The 18,942-nt window shown below is 55.7% G+C and carries 21 protein-coding genes; 10 read left to right on the top strand and 11 right to left on the bottom strand.

Going from position 1 to position 18,942, the window contains the following annotated elements:
• Nucleotides 1-4: 4 nt before the first annotated feature.
• From KO498_RS13460 to KO498_RS13475, 4 genes are read right to left on the bottom strand one after another with little or no spacing between them, the layout of a single operon-like run.
• Nucleotides 5-1,288 (bottom strand): TRAP transporter large permease, encoded by a 1,284-nt coding sequence (locus KO498_RS13460; RefSeq protein ID WP_215960392.1) that lies wholly within the window; start codon nucleotides 1,286-1,288, stop codon nucleotides 5-7.
• Nucleotides 1,281-1,748, bottom strand: coding sequence for a TRAP transporter small permease (locus KO498_RS13465; RefSeq protein WP_215960393.1), 468 nt, complete (start codon nucleotides 1,746-1,748; stop codon nucleotides 1,281-1,283). Before KO498_RS13465 ends, KO498_RS13460 begins: the two co-directional genes overlap by 8 nt.
• The gene (locus tag KO498_RS13470; RefSeq protein WP_215960394.1) at nucleotides 1,748-2,758 is read right to left on the bottom strand and encodes a TRAP transporter substrate-binding protein; all 1,011 of its coding nucleotides are present in this window, start codon (nucleotides 2,756-2,758) and stop codon (nucleotides 1,748-1,750) included. Before KO498_RS13470 ends, KO498_RS13465 begins: the two co-directional genes overlap by 1 nt.
• A 46-nt stretch (nucleotides 2,759-2,804) precedes the next feature.
• The gene (locus KO498_RS13475; RefSeq protein WP_215960395.1) at nucleotides 2,805-3,587 is read right to left on the bottom strand and encodes a cupin domain-containing protein; all 783 of its coding nucleotides are present in this window, start codon (nucleotides 3,585-3,587) and stop codon (nucleotides 2,805-2,807) included.
• A 121-nt stretch (nucleotides 3,588-3,708) separates the two neighbouring features.
• Between KO498_RS13475 and KO498_RS13480 the strand changes: the two genes are divergently transcribed.
• Entirely contained in the window at nucleotides 3,709-4,179 is a 471-nt protein-coding gene (locus KO498_RS13480; protein WP_215960396.1) for a MarR family winged helix-turn-helix transcriptional regulator, read from the top strand.
• A gap of 56 nt (nucleotides 4,180-4,235) precedes the next feature.
• Here KO498_RS13480 and KO498_RS13485 read toward each other — a convergent pair whose 3' ends face one another.
• From KO498_RS13485 to KO498_RS13515, 7 genes are all read right to left on the bottom strand, one after another.
• Nucleotides 4,236-5,249 (bottom strand): zinc-binding alcohol dehydrogenase family protein, encoded by a 1,014-nt coding sequence (locus KO498_RS13485; RefSeq protein ID WP_215960397.1) that lies wholly within the window; start codon nucleotides 5,247-5,249, stop codon nucleotides 4,236-4,238.
• 155 nt (nucleotides 5,250-5,404) lie between these two features.
• The gene (locus KO498_RS13490) at nucleotides 5,405-6,022 is read right to left on the bottom strand and encodes a putative quinol monooxygenase (RefSeq protein WP_215960398.1); all 618 of its coding nucleotides are present in this window, start codon (nucleotides 6,020-6,022) and stop codon (nucleotides 5,405-5,407) included.
• Between the two features lie 34 nt (nucleotides 6,023-6,056).
• The gene (locus tag KO498_RS13495) at nucleotides 6,057-7,532 is read right to left on the bottom strand and encodes an aldehyde dehydrogenase family protein (protein ID WP_215960399.1); all 1,476 of its coding nucleotides are present in this window, start codon (nucleotides 7,530-7,532) and stop codon (nucleotides 6,057-6,059) included.
• Nucleotides 7,533-7,595: 63 nt separating this feature from the next.
• Nucleotides 7,596-8,609: a zinc-binding alcohol dehydrogenase family protein gene (locus KO498_RS13500; RefSeq protein WP_215960400.1), complete on the bottom strand. Its 1,014-nt coding sequence runs from the start codon at nucleotides 8,607-8,609 to the stop codon at nucleotides 7,596-7,598.
• A 23-nt stretch (nucleotides 8,610-8,632) separates the two neighbouring features.
• Complete coding sequence (gene nfsB / locus KO498_RS13505) at nucleotides 8,633-9,331, bottom strand: oxygen-insensitive NAD(P)H nitroreductase (protein WP_215960401.1); 699 nt, start codon at nucleotides 9,329-9,331, stop codon at nucleotides 8,633-8,635.
• Between the two features lie 103 nt (nucleotides 9,332-9,434).
• Entirely contained in the window at nucleotides 9,435-10,352 is a 918-nt protein-coding gene (locus tag KO498_RS13510; protein WP_215960402.1) for a LysR family transcriptional regulator, read from the bottom strand.
• On the bottom strand, nucleotides 10,342-10,710 hold the full coding sequence (locus KO498_RS13515) for a winged helix-turn-helix transcriptional regulator (RefSeq protein WP_215960403.1): 369 nt from the start codon (nucleotides 10,708-10,710) through the stop codon (nucleotides 10,342-10,344). Before KO498_RS13515 ends, KO498_RS13510 begins: the two co-directional genes overlap by 11 nt.
• Before the next feature lie 92 nt (nucleotides 10,711-10,802).
• Between KO498_RS13515 and KO498_RS13520 the strand changes: the two genes are divergently transcribed.
• The 9 genes from KO498_RS13520 (at nucleotide 10,803) to KO498_RS13560 (ending at nucleotide 18,880) form a co-directional block, all read left to right on the top strand.
• A complete protein-coding gene (locus tag KO498_RS13520) occupies nucleotides 10,803-11,573 on the top strand; it encodes a nuclear transport factor 2 family protein (RefSeq protein WP_215960404.1) in 771 nt (256 codons plus the stop codon).
• Nucleotides 11,574-11,651: 78 nt separating this feature from the next.
• Nucleotides 11,652-12,038: a nuclear transport factor 2 family protein gene (locus KO498_RS13525; RefSeq protein ID WP_215960405.1), complete on the top strand. Its 387-nt coding sequence runs from the start codon at nucleotides 11,652-11,654 to the stop codon at nucleotides 12,036-12,038.
• A 262-nt stretch (nucleotides 12,039-12,300) separates the two neighbouring features.
• A complete protein-coding gene (locus KO498_RS13530; protein WP_215960406.1) occupies nucleotides 12,301-13,785 on the top strand; it encodes an ABC transporter substrate-binding protein in 1,485 nt (494 codons plus the stop codon).
• Between the two features lie 52 nt (nucleotides 13,786-13,837).
• The gene (locus KO498_RS13535) at nucleotides 13,838-14,782 is read left to right on the top strand and encodes an ABC transporter permease (protein ID WP_215960407.1); all 945 of its coding nucleotides are present in this window, start codon (nucleotides 13,838-13,840) and stop codon (nucleotides 14,780-14,782) included.
• Nucleotides 14,779-15,597 carry an ABC transporter permease gene (locus KO498_RS13540; protein WP_215960408.1) on the top strand — a complete coding sequence of 273 codons (819 nt, stop codon included), beginning with the start codon at nucleotides 14,779-14,781 and terminating at the stop codon, nucleotides 15,595-15,597. Before KO498_RS13535 ends, KO498_RS13540 begins: the two co-directional genes overlap by 4 nt.
• Nucleotides 15,560-16,561, top strand: a complete 1,002-nt coding sequence (locus tag KO498_RS13545; protein WP_354667665.1) for an ABC transporter ATP-binding protein — start codon at nucleotides 15,560-15,562, stop codon at nucleotides 16,559-16,561. The genes KO498_RS13540 and KO498_RS13545 overlap by 38 nt, the downstream gene beginning before the upstream one ends.
• Nucleotides 16,558-17,331 carry an ATP-binding cassette domain-containing protein gene (locus tag KO498_RS13550; protein ID WP_215960409.1) on the top strand — a complete coding sequence of 258 codons (774 nt, stop codon included), beginning with the start codon at nucleotides 16,558-16,560 and terminating at the stop codon, nucleotides 17,329-17,331. Before KO498_RS13545 ends, KO498_RS13550 begins: the two co-directional genes overlap by 4 nt.
• Nucleotides 17,328-18,134: a metallophosphoesterase family protein gene (locus KO498_RS13555; RefSeq protein ID WP_215960410.1), complete on the top strand. Its 807-nt coding sequence runs from the start codon at nucleotides 17,328-17,330 to the stop codon at nucleotides 18,132-18,134. The genes KO498_RS13550 and KO498_RS13555 overlap by 4 nt, the downstream gene beginning before the upstream one ends.
• On the top strand, nucleotides 18,131-18,880 hold the full coding sequence (locus tag KO498_RS13560; protein ID WP_215960411.1) for a tyrosine-protein phosphatase: 750 nt from the start codon (nucleotides 18,131-18,133) through the stop codon (nucleotides 18,878-18,880). Before KO498_RS13555 ends, KO498_RS13560 begins: the two co-directional genes overlap by 4 nt.
• The last annotated feature ends 62 nt before the right edge of the window (nucleotides 18,881-18,942 follow it).

Genomic DNA, 18,942 nt, shown 5'->3' on the forward strand with positions numbered 1-18,942 from the left:
TCTCCTATCCAATGACCCACTGCGCAAAACCGACGCTGAACAAAGGGAATAGCGCGACCAATAGCAGAACAGAAATTAGTACCGCCAACATCGGTGCCATTTCCCGCATAACTGCAACTGGGGAAACTCCCGCTTGCGCAGAAACGAGATACAGGATCACGCCCACGGGCGGTGTCAACAATCCGATCACTGTTGACAGGATCAGAACCACGCCGAAGTGCACCACGTCGATGCCAACCGCTGTAACTGTAGGCAGCAACAAAGGCCCAAGGAGCACAAGGATCGTGATAGGGTCGAGCATCATCCCCAAGATCAGGGTTAGCAGGACAACCAGCAACAACAGCAACTGTGCATTCAAATCCTGCGCCACGATGAAATCGGCAACGGCCTGCCCCAATCCGGCCGTGGCGAGGATCCAGACAAAGCTGCCCGCGCTGGCCACAATTACGAGCAACCCAGCAGAAGCGCGTGCGGCTTCGACCAGGCATTGCCACAGGTCAGAAACCCCGACACTGCGATAAAAGAAAAGCCCAATGATGGACGCATAGAGCACCAAAAGTGCCCCGATCTCTGTCGCTGTAGCCAGCCCGAGACGCAGCCCCGCCACCACGATCACGGGCATCGCCAGCCCCAAAGACGCAGAAACCGCCGCTGTGCGAACGTCACCCCAACTGGCGCGCGGCCCTGTGGGAAACCCACGACGGGATGCTATGAACGCACCCAACACAATCAAGCCGCCCGCCATCAAAAAGGCAGGCACAATGCCCGACATAAACAGCTGGGTCACAGATGCGCCGGTAAACAGCGCGTAAATCAGCATCGGAATAGAGGGTGGCAGGATTGGCCCGATCGTTGCCCCTGCTGCCGTAATCGCACAGGCATAAGGCGCAGGATATCCGGCCTCTCGCATTGCGGGAGTGATAATGCCAGAAATCGCGGCGGCATCTGCGACAGCCGATCCGGACACACCCGCAAAGCTCACATTCGTCAACACATTAACATGGCTTAACCCACCTTGGCGGTGTCCTACCAATGTGCCAGCAAACTTGAATAACCGCGCGCCAATTCCAGCGCGGCTGATGATCTCACCCGCAAGGAAGAAAAAAGGGATTGCGACAAAGATGTAGCTGTTCACACCTTGCACCAAACTCTGGGCAAGGATCATCGATGGCACAGTTCCAGTCACCAAAGCGTATGTTACGGCCGCGCCAGCCATACTGAGAAACACCGGAACACCCATGCACACCAAGAACAGCAGGACACCAAAAAGGAGAAGAAGGCTAAGCATCAGAGATCCTCCGCGCAGACCGCAAACTGCCAGCCAGTGCCAGTAAAATGCCTGCCACGATCAGTGGAGTGTATTTCCACCACGCAGTTGCATCTACGGTGTCCAGCATTATCGATTCATAAACAGCAACCAACGGGCGGCTGATAACCACCAGCGAAACGCCCGCCGCGATCGCCAACCCGTCAAATGTTAACAACAAGGCCAGGCGTGCCTTGGAAGGCAGTACGTCCGGCAGTAAGTTAACGCTGATATGTTCGTCTGACAGCCATGCTCGCGCGGCACCGAATGCCACGAACCACACCATCAAAATGACTGAAACTTCCTCCGCCCACAAAATCGCAGCCGAAAAGGTGTATCGCAAGACGACTTGTGCGAGTGCAATTGCTGTGACTGACAGGATCAAACTTGCGAGACACCAATCAAGGCCCCTCGCAAACCATTTGTTACAATCGCGTATCATCAGATCGCCTGGATCTTGGCGAGCAGCCCTTCTGGCCAGACTTTACCATCCATGTCTTGCGCAGTTTCTTGAACAGCATCTTGAAAGGCCTGCCGTTCGGGCTGAATGATCTCGATTCCTGCGTCTGTCATGGCTTTGCGCGCTTTGGCTTCGTTTGCAGCAAAGTCTGTTGCCATATCCTTCTGAGTCAAGGTTATCGCCTGGGCCATGGCCGCCTGTACATCGCTGCCAACCATGTTGAATTTCGCACCGCTCATCCACAAGCCAATGCCTGAAAACATGCTGTTCAGTTCGGTATAGTATTTGGTCACAGGGATGTATCCCAAGTTTACCGTGTCGATGATCCCGTTGTCCTGCCCTTCAACCATTCCGGTTTCGATAGCGTTGTAAACTTCAGGAGATGACATCGGAATCGGGTTTGCGCCCCAAGCCTTGAAGCTGGCGATAGTAATCGGATTTTCGATGGTACGCAGTCGCAGCCCCTTCATATCTGCGAGTGTTTCAACCCGTGTATGCGCCGAAGAAATTCCGCGTGGTGCGCGGTCGCCCATGTAGCCAATCCACTTGATATTTGTGGCCTTTTCGACTTCATCCATCTGGCTCGCGAACAGGTCGCTCTTGATATAACGCCGCCAGTGATCCAGATCATCAAACAGGTAGGGTTGCGACACCACACGGAACGTCGCGGCCTCTTTCATCACGGCCATTGCTGCAGGGTCGATCAGGTGGAAATCAATGACTCCGACACGCAGTTGCGCCCACAGTTGTTTCAATCCACCCAGCGTGCCGCCAGCGTGAGATTCAATCAAAATCTCCCCATTTGTCAGTGTCTTAAGGTGCCCCGTAAAGTAATCGACAGACTGCTGGTACGCAGATTGTGTCGGGGCAACATGTGCCAGCCGCAGCTTTGTTGCCGCTGATGCGGATGTGCCTGTGGCCATAACAGCTGCCGCTGCTGCACCACCTGCAAGGACTGCCCGTCGGTTAAGTTTTTGGTGAAAAGGTTTCATTCGCTGTACTCCCATATCGCGATTAAGCTGTCTAATGCCGTTCGAGTTAAAACCCGAACGGGTCTTTGTAGTCTGCGTTCACCCATGTGATTGGGGCTTCGGACCAAACCATAATCATTGCGCCAAACTCGGTTTTGATGCTGGTTGTAGCACCGGGATCAACGACAAAAAACGCACCCGCTTCTTGCCATTCGCCGCCCACGCAAAGCGCGCCACCAACCACAAAAATGTCTAGTGGCTCATGTGTGGTGAACTCCGGGATCTCGCTATAGGGCAGAAGTTGCATATGCGCGCAACGACGGTTTTCACCTGATCCGATGTAGTCAAACAAGACACGGCGCGACACGCGCTCGATCTCGGTGCGTGCCAAGCGCACACCGTCAACCTGTATGTTAATGTCTGGGCTGACTTCGGGATGCTCGTTGACGATTTCGCCCGCATACGAGCCCGTATGTAGAGAGTTGTTTCCCGCCATATCTTCGGAGGGGTAGATCACTGGCGCTTCCAGCCGTGACACCATCAAGGTATCTACATAGGCCATCGCCGAATGCGTCGCCCCAGCCAAGTTTACACCTAACATGCCCCGTCCTGCATAGCCGTCGTAATCCGCAAACCCGCCTTCCAGAAAGTAGCTTGTTGCTGGGCCAAGGTGTTGGTGAATACCGGTTTCTGTCATCGAGTCTGCGCGCAGATATCCGAGATACTTACCTTCCTCGCGGCTTGCGCGAACCGATGCCAGCGCCATGCCTTTCTTGTCAGCTTTGCGCCATGTCAGGTCTTTGGCGGCATATCCGTAAACACCTGGCTGGGTCCGTTTTTCCATAAGCATGAGTTGATGTCTCCCTTTGTAACATCTGTTACTTTAAGTAACTTTTGTTACAAGTCAATATGGTTTATACTCGACCAAGACATCTGCACCGCGGAAAACTTACGATAGGGCAAGTAACATCATGGATTTAGAGAGTTTTCAGAAAAACAAAGAAATAGAAAAGGGGCGCAACGACACCCAGATTATAGACACGCTGTCGTTCAAAATGCTTTTGGCGGCGAACCGCATGGTGCGTGCGTTCAACGATGGCCCCGGAAAAACGTTTGATATCCCCCTAACGGATTGGCGCTGCGCGATGGTTTTGGCGAGCAGCCCCGATTCTTCGGGTGAGCAAGTCTCGCGATTTTTAGAGATGGACAAAATGGCCATAAGCCGTGGTTTGCGAGGTTTACAAAAAGCCGGTCTCGCTACGGTCAAAGCCGACCCAACCAACCGCCGTCGCCAATTGTGGTCCCTGACCGCAAAAGGTTGGACACTTTATGATACTATTGTTCCCATGGTTATGGCGCGGGATGAAACGATCTTTGGAACGATGTCAGACGAAGACAAATCAGCCCTCGCCGCAGCATTCGAGCGTGTTTCACCGAGGTAGCTTTAACGTTCTGTTTCGTGGTGGCGATGTGGGATAATACACACCGCCGCCCTTGCTTAAAAGCCTTCGAGAACGAGTTTGCCTTTGGCTTTGTTGCTTTCAATAATTGCATGTGCGCGTTTCACCGTCGCCGCATCAATCTTGCCCAGCGTTTCTGTTGCTGTGGAGCGTATTTTGCCCGCATCGAGCAGATCAGCGATCTCGTTTAGGATATCATGCTGCCGCGAGATATCAGCGGTCTGGAACAGAGATCGCGTGAACATCAACTCCCAATGGATCGAAACAGCTTTTGGCTTGAATGGCATAACGTTCAGCGGATCGGGCTCGTCGATCAGGCCAAAGCGCCCTTGCGGCGAGATAAGCTCGGCGGCTTGCTCGATATACTGATGCGTGTGCGTGGTTGAGAAGACATAGCCAGGTTGGCCGAGCCCCAGCGCCTCAACCTGTTGGGGCAATGGTTTTGTGTGGTCAATCACGTGATGCGCCCCCAGATGTTGCGCCCATTCCTGCGTTTCAGGCCGCGATGCGGTCGCAATCACAGTCAGATCGGTTTTGGCCCGCAACAGCTGGATCGCAATGGAACCAACTCCGCCGGAACCGCCAATGATAACGACGGCAGGCGCTGCTCCGGGAACCGGATCGGCAATGCGCAAACGGTCAAACAACATTTCATAAGCAGTGAGTGCCGTCAAAGGAAGCGACGCTGCCTCGGCATATGTTGCCGACTTAGGTGCGTGTCCCACAATCCGTTCATCAACAAGATGGTATTCCGCGTTCGTCCCCGAGCGGTCTATTGCGCCCGCATACCAAACGATATCGCCGGTTTTGAACATGGAGACGTTTTCACCGACTTCAACAACTTCTCCAACTGCATCCCACCCTAAAATCGCCGGAGCATCACCCTCGGGGGGACGGTTGCGACGGATTTTGGTGTCAACAGGGTTGACCGAAACGGCATGCACCCGAACCAACAGATCACGTCCCGAAGCCTTAGGTTTCTCAAGCGTTATGTCGATCAGGGCATCATCACGATCCAACGCGCCTGCAGTCATGTATCCAACAGCTTTCACGATATTTTCCTTTAGCTAAGCAAGTTTTCTTTGAGTGCATTTTTAAGGGAATTTCATGCACCGACTATCGGTGCAATTCGGCAATAACTATGCCGTTGCGCGGGGTAATGAACCCAAACACCTCTGTTAATGTCCGCGTTCTGTTGTAGGCAACTTCAAACGACTTCGGTGACAAAGTTCATATATTGCTTCATGTCACCAACCACGGCTTGCTCCATGAGTGCGCCAGTTTCTTCGGCGTATGGCTGATGAAAGTGGATATCCCAGACATCAGATTCTTTGCGCCAGTGTTCATAAACGACCAGCTCGTCATCGGCCCCATCGACTGTGTAAAGATCAAACAGGATATTACCCGGTTCATTCTTGGTATGTGTGATGTGCGTCTCGAACTGGGCCAGCAACTGTTCACGATACTCAGGCTTCAATTTGAAGATGAAGAAGATAACAAAAACCTCGTCATCGGCATTTGGCGACTTTGAATGATCCGGGGCAGGTTTGGTGTCGGACACATTTCTGATTGTAACAGCCGTCTGCGACTTTTCTACAAACGCCATTAGGTTCTTGGTGTAAGGTTGGGCTTTGTGAAACTCCTGAGCATCCTCTTGAAGGCGCTCATAGGCAAAGAACCTGTTGGGGTTTCCATTGTCGACAAACAGCCGCGCTTCTTCAAACCCTGCTTCGTTTTCGGTGCCTGCTTTGGCCTCAAGAAAAGCCGCGCGGAAGCCCTCGGTGTGTTCTGGTTTTACGTCGAATGTGAGAATGCGGGTGAGCATGGTTTGCTCCTTTCAGTTTTCGATTATGGTTGGATTAGAATGGATACTGGCGCGGTGTTCGCTGCACGGTGATCCAGTGATCTGTCGTGAACTCTTCAATGGCCCACTCGCCGTTGAACCGGCCCAGACCAGAGTTTTGCTCGCCTCCAAACGGTGCATTTGCATCATCCGCGATTGAGCTGTCATTTACATGCGTCATGCCAGTCACGATGCGCTTGGCAAACGCGACGCCGCGCTCCAAATCACCGGAAAAAACGGCACCCGAAAGGCCGAACGTGCTCGCGTTGGCAAGTTCCAAGGCGTGTTCTTCATCACGGGCTTTTTGAATGCCAACAAGCGGGCCAAAAATTTCTTCCTGTGCGATCTCCATGTCAGGCGTCACATCTGCAAAGACATGTGGCGGCATGACATTCCCTTCGGGGGCGCCTTCCAGCAGGACGCGCACGCCCTCCTCCTTGGCGAGAGCAATCTTTCCCTTCAGTCCCTCCAACTGTTTGGCGTTGATGATCGGGCCAATTGCGGTGTCTTCGCCCGAAGGGTCGCCAAACTTAAGTGTCTTCGCGTGGGCGACAAACTTCTCGACGAACTCATCATAGATCGGCGCCTCAATAATGATGCGGTTGATTGCCATGCATATCTGCCCTTGGTGCAAAAACTTGCCCATGATGGCGGCCTTGACGGCATCGTCCACATTTGCGTCAGCCAGCGCCACGAATGCGTTGTTGCCACCTAGCTCCAGCGCAACACGCTTGAGATGCTCGCCACCGCCCGCAATGCGGCCAATGCCGCGGCCCACAGGTGTTGAGCCAGTAAAGGAAATCATCGACGGGATCGCATGCTCGACAAAAGCGTCACCCATGTCAGAGCCTGCGCCAATAACCACGCTCAACACACCGGCTGGCAGGCCGGCTTCCTCAAAGATTTTGGCGATCAGCAAACCGCCGGTAACTGGCGTATCGCTGGCGGGTTTCAGCACAACCGCATTGCCAAGCGCCAGTGCGGGCGCGACGGAGCGCTGCGACAAGTGGAGCGGAAAGTTCCAAGGGCTGATCACGCCGACCACACCCAATGGCTTGCGATAAACGCGGCTTTCCATGCCGGGCAAGTTAGAGGCCAGAATGCGCCCCTGCACGCGGTTGGGAAATGTTGCGGCTTCTTCTGTAATATCACGGGCCGAGCCCAACTCGATCTCGGCTTTGATACGGGTGCTGCCAGACTCGCGGATCAGCCAGTCGATGATTTCATCATGACGCGCGTCAAAAATTTCAACGGCGCGGCGCATGACAGCGGCGCGCTCGGAGGGTATTGCCGCCGCCCAGGCAACTTGCGCTTCTTTAGCTTTTGCATAGGCGGCATCGAGATCGGCTTTGTCAGCCATCTTGATGGTTGCAAGGCTCTTTCCTGAGTACGGATCCGTGCTGTCGACACTGCGATTTGCGGAACCCGCCCGCCATTCACCGCCTATATATTGCAGGTGCAGATTGTCGTAGTGGTTTGCTACGTCTTTCATAGTAATTCTCCTGCCCGACACTTGTCGGGCTCTAAAATTGGGAGGTGGTCTGAGCGCCTGACCTCAAAACCCTTCAAGAACGATTTTACCGCGTGTCTTGCCGCTTTCGATCTGCTTATGCGCAAGGCGCAAGGTTGCGGCATCGATTTTGCCGAGCACGTCAGTTACTGTTGATTTGATCTTCCCAGCATCGACCAGCTTTGCGACTTGGTTCAGGATTTCGCCCTGAACCTGCATGTCCGGTGTGCGAAACAATGGGCGCGTGAACATGGTGAAGTTGTGGATCGACACGGACTTCATACCGAAGGGTTGCAAGTCCACTTTGCCAGAAGCATCGACAGGGACCATCCGACCTTGCGGGGCGATCAACTCTGCAATCTCGGGCATGTGCGCGGCGCTGCCATTTGTCGACAGGACAAACCCCGGTGCGCCAAGGCCAAGTGCAGCAACTTGCGCCGCAATAGGCTCACGGTGGTTGATAACGTGATGCGCGCCAAGTTCCTTGACCCAAGCCGTTGTTTCTGGCGTCGAGGCCGTCGAGATGACCGTCAGATCAGTTGTCGCTCGCAACACCTGCAACGCAATCGTGCCGACGCCGCCAGACCCGCCGATCACCAAAATGGTATTGCTGCCCTCAGGAACAGGGCGCGTCACTTCAAGGCGATCAAACAAGGCTTCCCAAGCGGCCAGCGTGGTGAGCGGCAGCGCGGCGGCCTCTGCGTGGGTAAGGGTGCTCGGCTTGTGGCCTACGATGCGCTCATCAACCAGATGGAACTCTGCGTTCGTGCCGGGACGATCCATCGTTCCGGAATAGTAAACCTCGTCGCCGACATTGAACAACTCGGCGCCCTCGCCCACGGCTTCCACCACGCCCGAGGCATCATAGCCAAGAACCGTGTAGCCGCCTGCAGGGTCTGCCATCATCTTGCGCGCAGCAGCGTCGGCCGGATTGAGAGAAACTGCGTGGATCTTGACCAGCAGGTCGCGGCCTGTTGCGGTCGGTTTGTCGAGGGCGATATCAACTAGCGCATCATCTCGGTCAATCTCACCGGGGGTGATAAAGCCAACAGCTTTCATTGTCATATTCCTTCGATGTGATGTTAAACTTCGGTCAAAATGTCTGCGTAGGTCAGACGTGATTTTGGCAAAGTCGCGTTGTAATCTGTTGCTGCATCGCTGTAGCCGATCGGAACGATAACGAGGCTTGTCAGCCCTTGCTCGGCAAACCCGAACTCCGCGTCAAGCGCCGCCGGATCAAAGCCCTCCATAGGAGTTGCATCGATCCCGAGTGCTGCCACGCCTAAAAGGAACTGACCTACGTTCAGGTAGACTTGTTTCTCGTTCCACTGCTGCACGTCTTGCAAGACATCTTTGTGCAGATTGTGGAACATGGTGCGGCCAGCGGCCATTTGCGCCTTTTGCGTTTCCGGATCGCCAACGTAGCGGCCATCGGCCTCTTCCTGATCCAACACTTTTTGCTGGTAGGCATCGGGAACAGCGACCCGCGCTGCAAATACGACCACATGCGAGGCCGCCCGGATGGACGGGCTGTTGAACGGAAATTTTTCGTCAGTGCCCTTGGCGACCCGCGCTTTGCCCGCGTCGGTAGAGGCCAAAACGAAGTGCCAAGGCTGGTTGTTGGTGCTCGACGGGCTGAACCGCAACAGCTCCTTCACCTTCGCGATATCGACATCCGATATCCTTTTGGCAGCGTCATAGCCTTTGGTTGTGTGTCTTGCTTTGACAACATCAGTGATGTCAAAACCTGATTGGGCGGTAATCTTGGTGAGCGCGTTCATATCAAACCTCATGTGTTGCTGTTGAGGTCAAAATACGGGAATGCAGCTCAGCGACTATCGCAGCATTTCGGCAATGATTGTGTCGCCACGTGGAAGAATGAAACTAGGGCAGCAACCCGCCATATCGTGCTTTGTTGGTTGCCACGATCTTGTCTTGCATGAACGACAAAAATGCCCGAACCCGCGCAGGCATCAGCCGCCCCGGAGGGCGCACGGCCCAGATGTTGCTTTGGGGCACAACGTCATAATCCGGCAAAACACGCACCAAGCGCCCTGCCAAAAGATCAGGCCCCGCGTGCCATAATGCGGGCCGCCCGATCCCCATACCCGCGACCACCCATTCTCCGACAGCATCTCCGAAGTTTACGGATACAGGCCCGCTGACGGGGACATCATGCTCAACCCCGTCTGCACCGACGAGACGCCAGTTTTGTGTCTTCCCCAGCGGCATGCAGGCATGATGCGACAGGTCTTGCGGCGTCTGTGGATGCCCGGCTTTTTCAATGTATTCCGGTGATGCCACCAGCCAAACAGGGTTAGCGTCGATCTTTTGCGCCAACAGGCTAGATGGCGCTAAGGGGCCGATCCGAAATGCCAGATCAAAGCCCTTCTCAACAATATCGACGACCGTGTCCGACAGATCCAGTTCAAGCGAGACATTCGGATATAGCGCCACAAACTCCGGTATGAACGGGATGATATGCGCGCGCCCGAACGAAGCAGACGCCGTAACACGCAACGCGCCCGACACTGCATCCTTTGATTGTGTCAGCACAGTTCGCACGTCTTCCAGCTCGTCCAGAATGCGCTTTGCGTTCTCGAGCAAGACCTCTCCATCGGGCGTAAGCGACACCGAACGCGTGGTTCGGTTCATCAGCTTTACACCAAGCTCTGCTTCGAGCGCTTTTATGCGTTGCGATGCGTTGGTTGGCGAAAAATCAAACTCCGCCCCCGCACGGCCGATAGCCCCAAGCGTGGCCGCTCGCACGAACAGCTCCAGTGTCTTGAGATCAAATGACATCGTAAGCCTCCCGGGACTTTGCTATGTCGCTGTGCTTTTCGCCGGCCCATATCACCAGCGGTTTGAGCAATGCGAGCAGCTGAAACCCAAGCGGTGTCAAAGCATAAGACACAGCAACAGGCGGCCCCGCATAAACAGTGCGCGTGACATAGCCGTCACGCTCCAAGCTGCGTAGGTTCTCGGTCAGCACGCGTTGGGTGATGTCGCCAAGCGTCCGCTTTAGCGCGCCAAACCGCAGCGCGCCATCCTCAAGAGCAAGGACAAGCAACACCTGCCATTTGCCAGTCACTTTTGAGAGCACTTGCCGCACAGGGCACAGCTCGGCGTCTTGTTTTGAAAGGGCAGTTACCTGCAGCATACCTGGTTCCTAAATAGTGCGTAATTGATACCTAGTTCGAATTTGATACTTACTTATTTCATGAAAATCAACTGAGTCGAAAGAGACAAACCATGACCCCAACTGAAATCGTGTTGAACACGTTCGCGGCAATATTCATCAACTTTGATCCGCAAGCCGCAGAGACATCGCTTGCGCCAGATTACATTCAACACAGCCCCGCAGTGCCAAACGGTGCGGCACCAATTCTGGGGTTCATTCCCGCCCTTAAGGAGTCGGGTATTAGCGTCACCACACATCGCACCATCAGTGAGGACAATCTTGTTGTTCTGCACAATACTTATGACAACGCCGCCCTATTGGGTGCTGACACGCTCGTGGCGTTTGATGTCTTTCGTGTCGACGGCGGTAAAGTCGTTGAGCACTGGGACAACCTCACACCTGTCACCGCGCCTAACCCGTCGGGGCGCAGCCAAACAGACGGCGTTGCAGAAATTACCGATCTGGCCGAGACTGCCGCAAACAAGGCGCTTGTGACGGGTTTTGTCGAGACAATCTTGATGAATGGTCAGGTTGACCAGATCACAGATTTCATCTCGACAGAGACCTATATCCAGCACAATAGCAACATCGCAGACGGCCTTGACGGCCTTGGTGCTGCGCTTGGCGCAATGGCGGAGCAAGGAATCTCGATGGTCTATACAGACCTGAATATCGTCGTCGCCGAGGGCAATTTTGTGTTCACGGCATCTGCCGGTAAACTTGGTGATACGCCAACAGCCTTCTTTGATCTGTTCCGCGTCGAGAACAACCGCATCGTTGAGCACTGGGACGTCGTGTCAGACATTCCCGCAGAGATGGCGCACGACAACGGCAAATTCTGAACGCCGCAAAAGACAGGCAGCGACGAAAACTAGCGTCGTTGCTACACTAGATTCGAAACATTTGTGATGAGGTGCTTCATGCCCGACAACCTGCAAGCCAACAAGCGCAACGCAATTGCGTTTTATGAAATGATGTTCAACACCTGCCAACCACGCGCTGCAATCGAGCAGTTCGCAGGCGATGATTACATCCAGCACAACCCGCATGTGGCGGACGGCAAGGAGGCCTTTATCGAATATTTCGAACGGATGGCCGTCGAATATCCAGGCAAAGTGACGCATGTGAAACGCGCGATTGCAGAAGGGGACCTTGTTGTTTTGCATTGCCATCAGCTTTGGCCCGGTAGCGATGACTACGCCGGAATGGACATTTTTCGTTTTGATGACAATGGCAAGATTGTCGAACATTGGGATGTATTGCAGGTGATCTCGGATACCTCGGCGAATGACAATGGTTTGTTCTGAAAGCACCAGAGAACGACGAAAGTAGCATTGGCATAACCCAAAGCCATCTAGGGGGTGCACTCAACACATGTTTTTTAAGCTTCGTTGGCGTTTGCACTGCCGCGGGGCAACGCCTGTCCGGAAAGCCCCGCGAAAGCCATATCAAGACAAGTCGGCATTGTTCGATATCTGTTGACGTTCATAGGACTTAGTTCCTAGGCTGCTTCCACAGGGCTTAGATACGCTGCCTTTGACACACCTAGTAATCGTGGGGACTTACCAAATGATGCATGTTCAGAAATCACTTAAATTTGCGGCCTTTGCACTGGCGCTCGGGCTAAGCGCAACTGCGGCTTCCTCGGCAGACCTTGTGATTGGTATGCAGCAAGAGCCGACGTCTCTTGATCCGACAGCTGATGCCACAGCCTCAATTGACGCCATGATGACAATGAACGTTTACGAGGCGCTCACCATTATCGCCGAAAACGGCGAGGTTCAGCCAAACCTGGCCACCGCATGGAAGGTGTCGGATGACGGGTTAACCTATACCTTCACTCTGGCGGAGGGCGTTAAGTTCCATGATGGCACCACGCTTGACGCACAAGACGTGATTTTCTCGTTCGAGCGCGCGATGGCCGAAGACAGCGTCAACCCGTCCAAGGACATCTTCAAACCAATCGAAAGTGTCACAGCATTGGATGCCGGCACGATCGAAATCAAACTCAAGAACAAAGACGCATTTTTCCTGTTCAACATGGGCCAAGGTGACAGCGCTATTGTCGGAGCTGAATCGGTTGCGACCAACAATGCCAAACCCGTTGGCACCGGCCCGTTCAAATTCGACAGCTGGACGCGTGGCGACCGTCTGACGCTGGTCAAAAACCCCGACTACCGTGATGCCGACGCCGTGGCGCTCGACAAGGTGACATTCCGGTTCATTTCCGACCCAGCAGCCGCCACCGCAGCAATGATGGCCGAAGAGCTTGACGCCTTCCCCGGCTTCCCTGCCCCCGAACTGCTGGAGCAATTCGAGGCCGATCCGCGCTTCCGCGTCAATCAAGGCAACACTGAAGGCGAAGTCATTCTTGCAATGAACAACGCCAAGCCACCGTTTGATAACGTCGAAGTGCGCCGTGCCGTTTCTATGGCAATCAACCGCGACGAGATCATTGATGGTGCGATGTATGGCAAGGCCACGCCCATCGGCAGTTTCTACCCGCCGCACGGCAAGGCCTATGTTGATCTGACGGGCGTTTACCCCCCTGATACCGCCAAGGCCAAGGCAATGTTTGAAGCCGAAGGTGTGGCAGGCCAGACCATGACCCTGCGTGTGCCGCCCTTCCCCTATGCGATGCGCTCGGCCGAAATCATTCAGGCGCAGCTTGCCGACGCCGGAATTGATGCCAAAGTCGAAAATGTTGAATGGGGCTTCTGGATCGACGAGATCTACAAGAAGCACAACTACGACATGACAATCATCGCCCATACCAGCCCCAACGACATGGGCAATTTTGCGCGCGGGCCGAAGTATTTCTACGGCTATGATGACCCCAAGATGACCGCCCTGTGGGAGAGCATTTCAACCGAGGCCGACCCTGAAAAGCGCAACGCCCTGTTGAAAGAAGGCCAAGAGCTTCTGACAGAGCAAGCGGTGCACGGGTTCTTGTTCCAACTGCCGTTGCTGGGTGTTTTCCGCAACGAAGTGCAAGGCTATTGGACATCGGCTCCTGTGCTTTATACCCCGCTTAAAGGTGTCTCCAACGGTTGAACGTGTTTGGGGATAGGGAGGGGTTCGCCCCTCCCGAAACAACATATCGCACATGATGTATTTTCTGATCCGCCGCACAGTCGGCTTTATCGCAACGCTGATTGCTGTGTCGATCGTGGTGTTTGCGGTGATGAATATTCTGCCGGGCGATCCGGCGCTGACCATCCTCGGGATGGACGCAACAGATGACGCCCTCGCCGCGCTGCGCGAAGATCTGGGGCTGAACGAGCCTCTGCTAGCACGCTACTTTGGCTGGGTTGCAGGCGCACTGACCGGCGACTTTGGCCTAAGTCATTCCTTTCGTGTCCCGGTATCCGAGCTGATATCCGAGCGGCTGGCAATGACGATCTCACTCGCCGTTGCCGGCATGTTGCTGACATTGCTAATTGCGCTCAGTGTTGGCATCTATGCCGCCTCCCGACACGGCAAGGCAGGTGACTGGGTAACAATGTTCATCAGCCAGCTTGGCATCGCGGTGCCTGCGTTCTGGCTCTCGATCCTGCTGGTGCTGCTGTTTGCGGTGAACCTGCGCTGGTTGCCGCCCGGCGGCTTTCCCGGCTGGTCTGAACCGGTTGCAGCCATGCGCTCGCTGATCTTGCCAACCGTCGCACTGGCGCTTGTGCAATCAGCGGTTTTGGCCCGCGTCACCCGCTCCTCGGCGCTCGAAGTCATGCGCCAGGATTTCACCAGAACAGCCCGCGCCTCCGGCCTTTCGCAACGGCGTATTTTGTGGCGGCATGTGCTGCCCAATGCACTGGTGCCGATTGTCACAATCGTGGGCATGCAGTTTGCCGCGCTGGTGACCGGAACAATCGTGATCGAAAACGTGTTCTACCTGCCCGGACTGGGACGGCTGATCTTTCAATCTATCGCCAATCGCGACTTGCCGACAGTGCAAGCGCTGGTCATGCTGTTTGCTATAATCGTTGTGACAGCCAACTTTGTGGTTGATCTGCTCTATGTCTTGATCGACCCGCGCTTGAAAGCCCGAGCATGAAGTCGTTGCCCGCAAATTTCGTCATTGGAGCGGTGTTGGTCGCCCTGGTTGTCGGCGTGGCTGGCCTGTCGCTGATCTGGACGCCGCATGATCCGACAGCCCTAAACATTCGCGGCAAATTCGGGGATCCCTCCGCAGTGAACTGGCTGGGCACTGACCAGCTTGGCCGCGACATTGTCAGCCAGTTGATGGCCGCAGCGCGCAATTCGATGACAGTCGCTTTGGTCGCGGTGTTGCTTGGCGGCTCTATCGGTGTTGCGCTTGGCCTGCTGGCCTCCGCCATCGGCGGCTGGATCGAAGACGGTGTTATGCGCCTTGCCGATCTCGGCTTTGCCTTTCCCGCACTGTTGTTTGCGATTATGCTGGCAGCGGTGTTCGGCCCCTCACTGACCAACGCAGTGCTCGCGATTGCCTTCATTAATATCCCGATCTTTGCACGCGTTGCGCGCGCCTCTGCCAACCAGATATGGACGCGTGAATATGTTTTGGCAGCACGTGCAGCGGGCATGAACAAGTTTACCATCACCCGTGATCATATCCTGCCCAATATCGCCGCGGCCGTGATCGTGCAGGCGACAATCGAGTTTGCCGTCGCGATACTGGCCGAAGCTGCTCTGTCATATCTCGGCCTTGGCGCACAACCGCCCGCGTCAAGCTGGGGCCGGATGCTGTCAGAGGCGCAAACTCTGATGTATCTTGCGCCCGAACTCGCCTTCTATCCGGGCTTTTGCATCGTTATCGCGGTGCTTGGATTTGGCCTGCTTGGCGACGGCTTGCGTGACATCACCGACCCCCGACTTGCGAGGGCGCGCTGATATGTTCGAGATGGTCGATGTAACGGTTCGCTTCAATGCCGGAGAAGCCCTGCGAGGGGCTTCATTGCGGATCGCTCCGGGTGACCGTATCGGCATCGTGGGGGAAAGCGGATCGGGGAAATCCATGTTGGCGGCCTGTCTGATGGGCATGGTCCCCGACGCGGCAAAGCTGAGCGGGTCACTGTCAATTGACGGCACCGACATGACCGGCGCTGCCGAGGCCACATGGCAAGCCATTCGCGCACGTCGCACTGCGATGATTTTTCAGGAACCGATGTCTGCCCTGAACCCGCTGCGCCGCGTTGGCGACACTGTCGCCGAGCCGATGCGTGTGCATCTTGGCCTTAGCAAATCAGATGCCCGCAATCGCGTGATCGCGTTGTTTGAAGAGGTTGGCATCCCCGATCCCGTTTCAAGACTTCGGATGTTCCCGCACGAGTTGTCAGGGGGGCAACGCCAGCGCGTGCTCATCGCCCTGGCGCTGGCCTGTGATCCCGAGTTGCTGATTGCCGATGAGCCGACAACCGCGCTGGATGCCAATGTCGCGCTCAAGATCACTGATCTTTTGGTGCATCTCAGCCAGTCACGTAATATGGCGCTGGTGTTCATCAGCCACGATCTCGCTGCCGTTGCCCGCGCCACAACAGATATCGCCGTGATGTATGGCGGCGATATTGTCGAGCGGGGGCTGACAGCTGAAGTGCTTGCTGACCCCGTTCACCCCTACACCCAAGGTTTGCTCGCCGCGCGGCCCGATCCGCAAGCGATCCCGCGTGATGCCAACGGCAGCCGCCGCCGGTTGCCGACAATCCCGGGCACCGTGCCGCCGCTCTACGCGATGGCCCAAGGCTGCCGGTTTTCAGGGCGCTGTTCGGTGGAGCGTGAGGAATGCGCCTCCGTCAAACCGATGCCCGTTGGCCCGCGCCATGCAACGTGCCACGCCGTGAAGCGAGGTGAAGCATGACTTTGCTTACGGCGCACAACCTCACCCGCAGGTACCCCTTGCCCAGAACAAAGCTGCTGGGCAAAGCGCCGTTTCTGACGGCTGTGAGCAACGTAAGTTTTGAGATCAACCCCGGAGAGACCTTTGGCGTGGTCGGCGAAAGCGGCTCTGGCAAGTCAACGCTCGCCCGTATGGCTATGGCGTTTGAAGCACCGGATGACGGGACTATCCTGTTTGAAGGGCAAGACATCCACGCGTTGAATGCCCCGGATTTGCGCCGCCTGCGTCCGGACTTCCAAATGATCTTTCAAGATCCGTTCAGCTCACTTGATCCGCGCCGCAAGGTAGGCTGGTCGATCGCCGAGCCGCTGCGCGCAATGGGCATAACCGCACCCGACCGCGTGGCTGAGTCCTTTGAACAAGTCGGCCTGCACGCGGCCGACGGCGACAAATACCCTCACGAGTTCTCCGGCGGGCAGCGTCAGCGCATCGCGATTGCCCGCGCCATTATCACCCGCCCCAAACTGCTGATCGCCGACGAGGCCGTCTCGGCGCTTGATGTCTCCGTGCAGGCGCAAATCCTCAATTTGCTGATGGATTTACAAGACTCGCTTGGGCTTGGCATCCTGTTCATCAGCCACGACCTCGCCGTTGTTGCCTCGATCTGCGACACGCTTTTGGTGATGCAACACGGCAAACCTCTCGAGTATGGCCCCGCGGTTGATATCCTGCAAAACCCCAGCCATACCTATACGCGATCCCTTTTGACTGCCGCCGGAGACAAACCGTGACACGTTTCATCCACCTCACTGACCTTCATGTTTCACATCCCGATGCAAATGACCCCAAAGACATGGGCACCAGCCGTGCGGCCCTGAAACGCGTGGTCGGTGCCATCAACGCGATGGACCCTCAGCCCGAGTTCGTGGTCGCAAGCGGTGACCTGACCAACATGGGCGATGTTGCGAGCTACGGCCTCGTGCGCGATTTGCTCGCGCCGCTCAAAGCGCCTGTCGTTTTATCCATAGGAAACCACGACCTGCGCGCCGGGTTTCGTGAGGTGTTCAGTGGCGATAAAGGCGACGCGCCCTATTTTCATGACGTGGTGCATGGCAACCTGCACGTCATCACCCTCGACACGAAGGTGCCCGAGAAAGTCGCAGGATCAATCTGCGACGCGCAATTTGCCTTTCTCTCGGAGGCGCTGGAGCGGCATGCAAACCTGCCTAAACTGATCGTCATGCACCACCCACCAAGGGTGGATGACACCGGCCTGCCCTGGGGGACGATTGATCTGGCCGCAACCGAGCGGCTTGCGACAGCGCTCAAAGGACAGAATATAGCGGGCATCCTGTCCGGCCACATCCACATCAACCAAGTTCACTACTGGAACGGCATACCGATCTGTATCAACAGCGGCTTGAACTACACCGTTGACTTGTTGGAACGACAGGATCTGCGCTTACTTGAAGGAACAACAATGACGATTTGCGAACACCGCGCCTCAGGACTGTCGGTTAGCTTTGTGCCACTCAGCCCCGCTCAAGCCGATCTTGGCACAATTGACCGCGCCAGATTGTTGGCCTTCACATGAACACGCCTTCACGCCACATCGCCGTCGCAGGCACCCACAACATTCGTGATCTCGGCGGATACCTTACCGCGCGCGGAACGATGGTTCCGCAACGCCGGTTCTTGCGTGCAGACTGCCTGCACAGGCTGGCTCCCGGTGGCACCAAGCGGTTGATCAACGAGGGCCTCAGCTCTGTGGTTGATCTGCGGACAGCCCAGGAAACCGCCTCTGCACCAAGCTTTTTTGAAGGCCTGCCAGAGGTCGACTATGTCAACATTCCGCTGTTTGATGATCTGTCGCCTGCCGCACTTGCCAACGTCCAAGCCCCGGGGCTGCATCCGTTGGTGCCGTTCTACCTTACCGCGCTGGACACCCGCGGTGCGGCCCTGCGTGATATCCTGACTCATATTGCCCGCGTAGAAAGCGGCGCAGTTCTGTTCAATTGCACGGCGGGTAAAGACCGCACCGGCATCATTGCTGCGCTCCTCTTGGGCTTGGCCGGGGTATCAGACGAAGACATCATCGCCGACTACGTTCTGACAGAAAAAATGATTCCCGATCTGGTCGCGGAATTCCTGTCAATCTCGCGGGACAACGGCGGAGATGTTGAAAGCTACGCAACCCTGCTTGAAAGCCCGGCCGATACGATGGCGAAAATGCTGGCTCACATAAAGTCGCAACATGGAACGATACAAGACTATGTAATGGGTCTTGGAATTCAGCCGGCTGACCTAACGCGCCTGACAGATCGACTAAGTATCGAGTGACATGGAGCCTGCGAGCCTGCCGGTTTTCTACGAATGGTAGACCAACCGGGTCTGGCCGTCGT

The sequence above is a fragment of the Lentibacter algarum genome (assembly GCF_018860975.1).
Taxonomy (GTDB): domain Bacteria; phylum Pseudomonadota; class Alphaproteobacteria; order Rhodobacterales; family Rhodobacteraceae; genus Lentibacter; species Lentibacter algarum_A.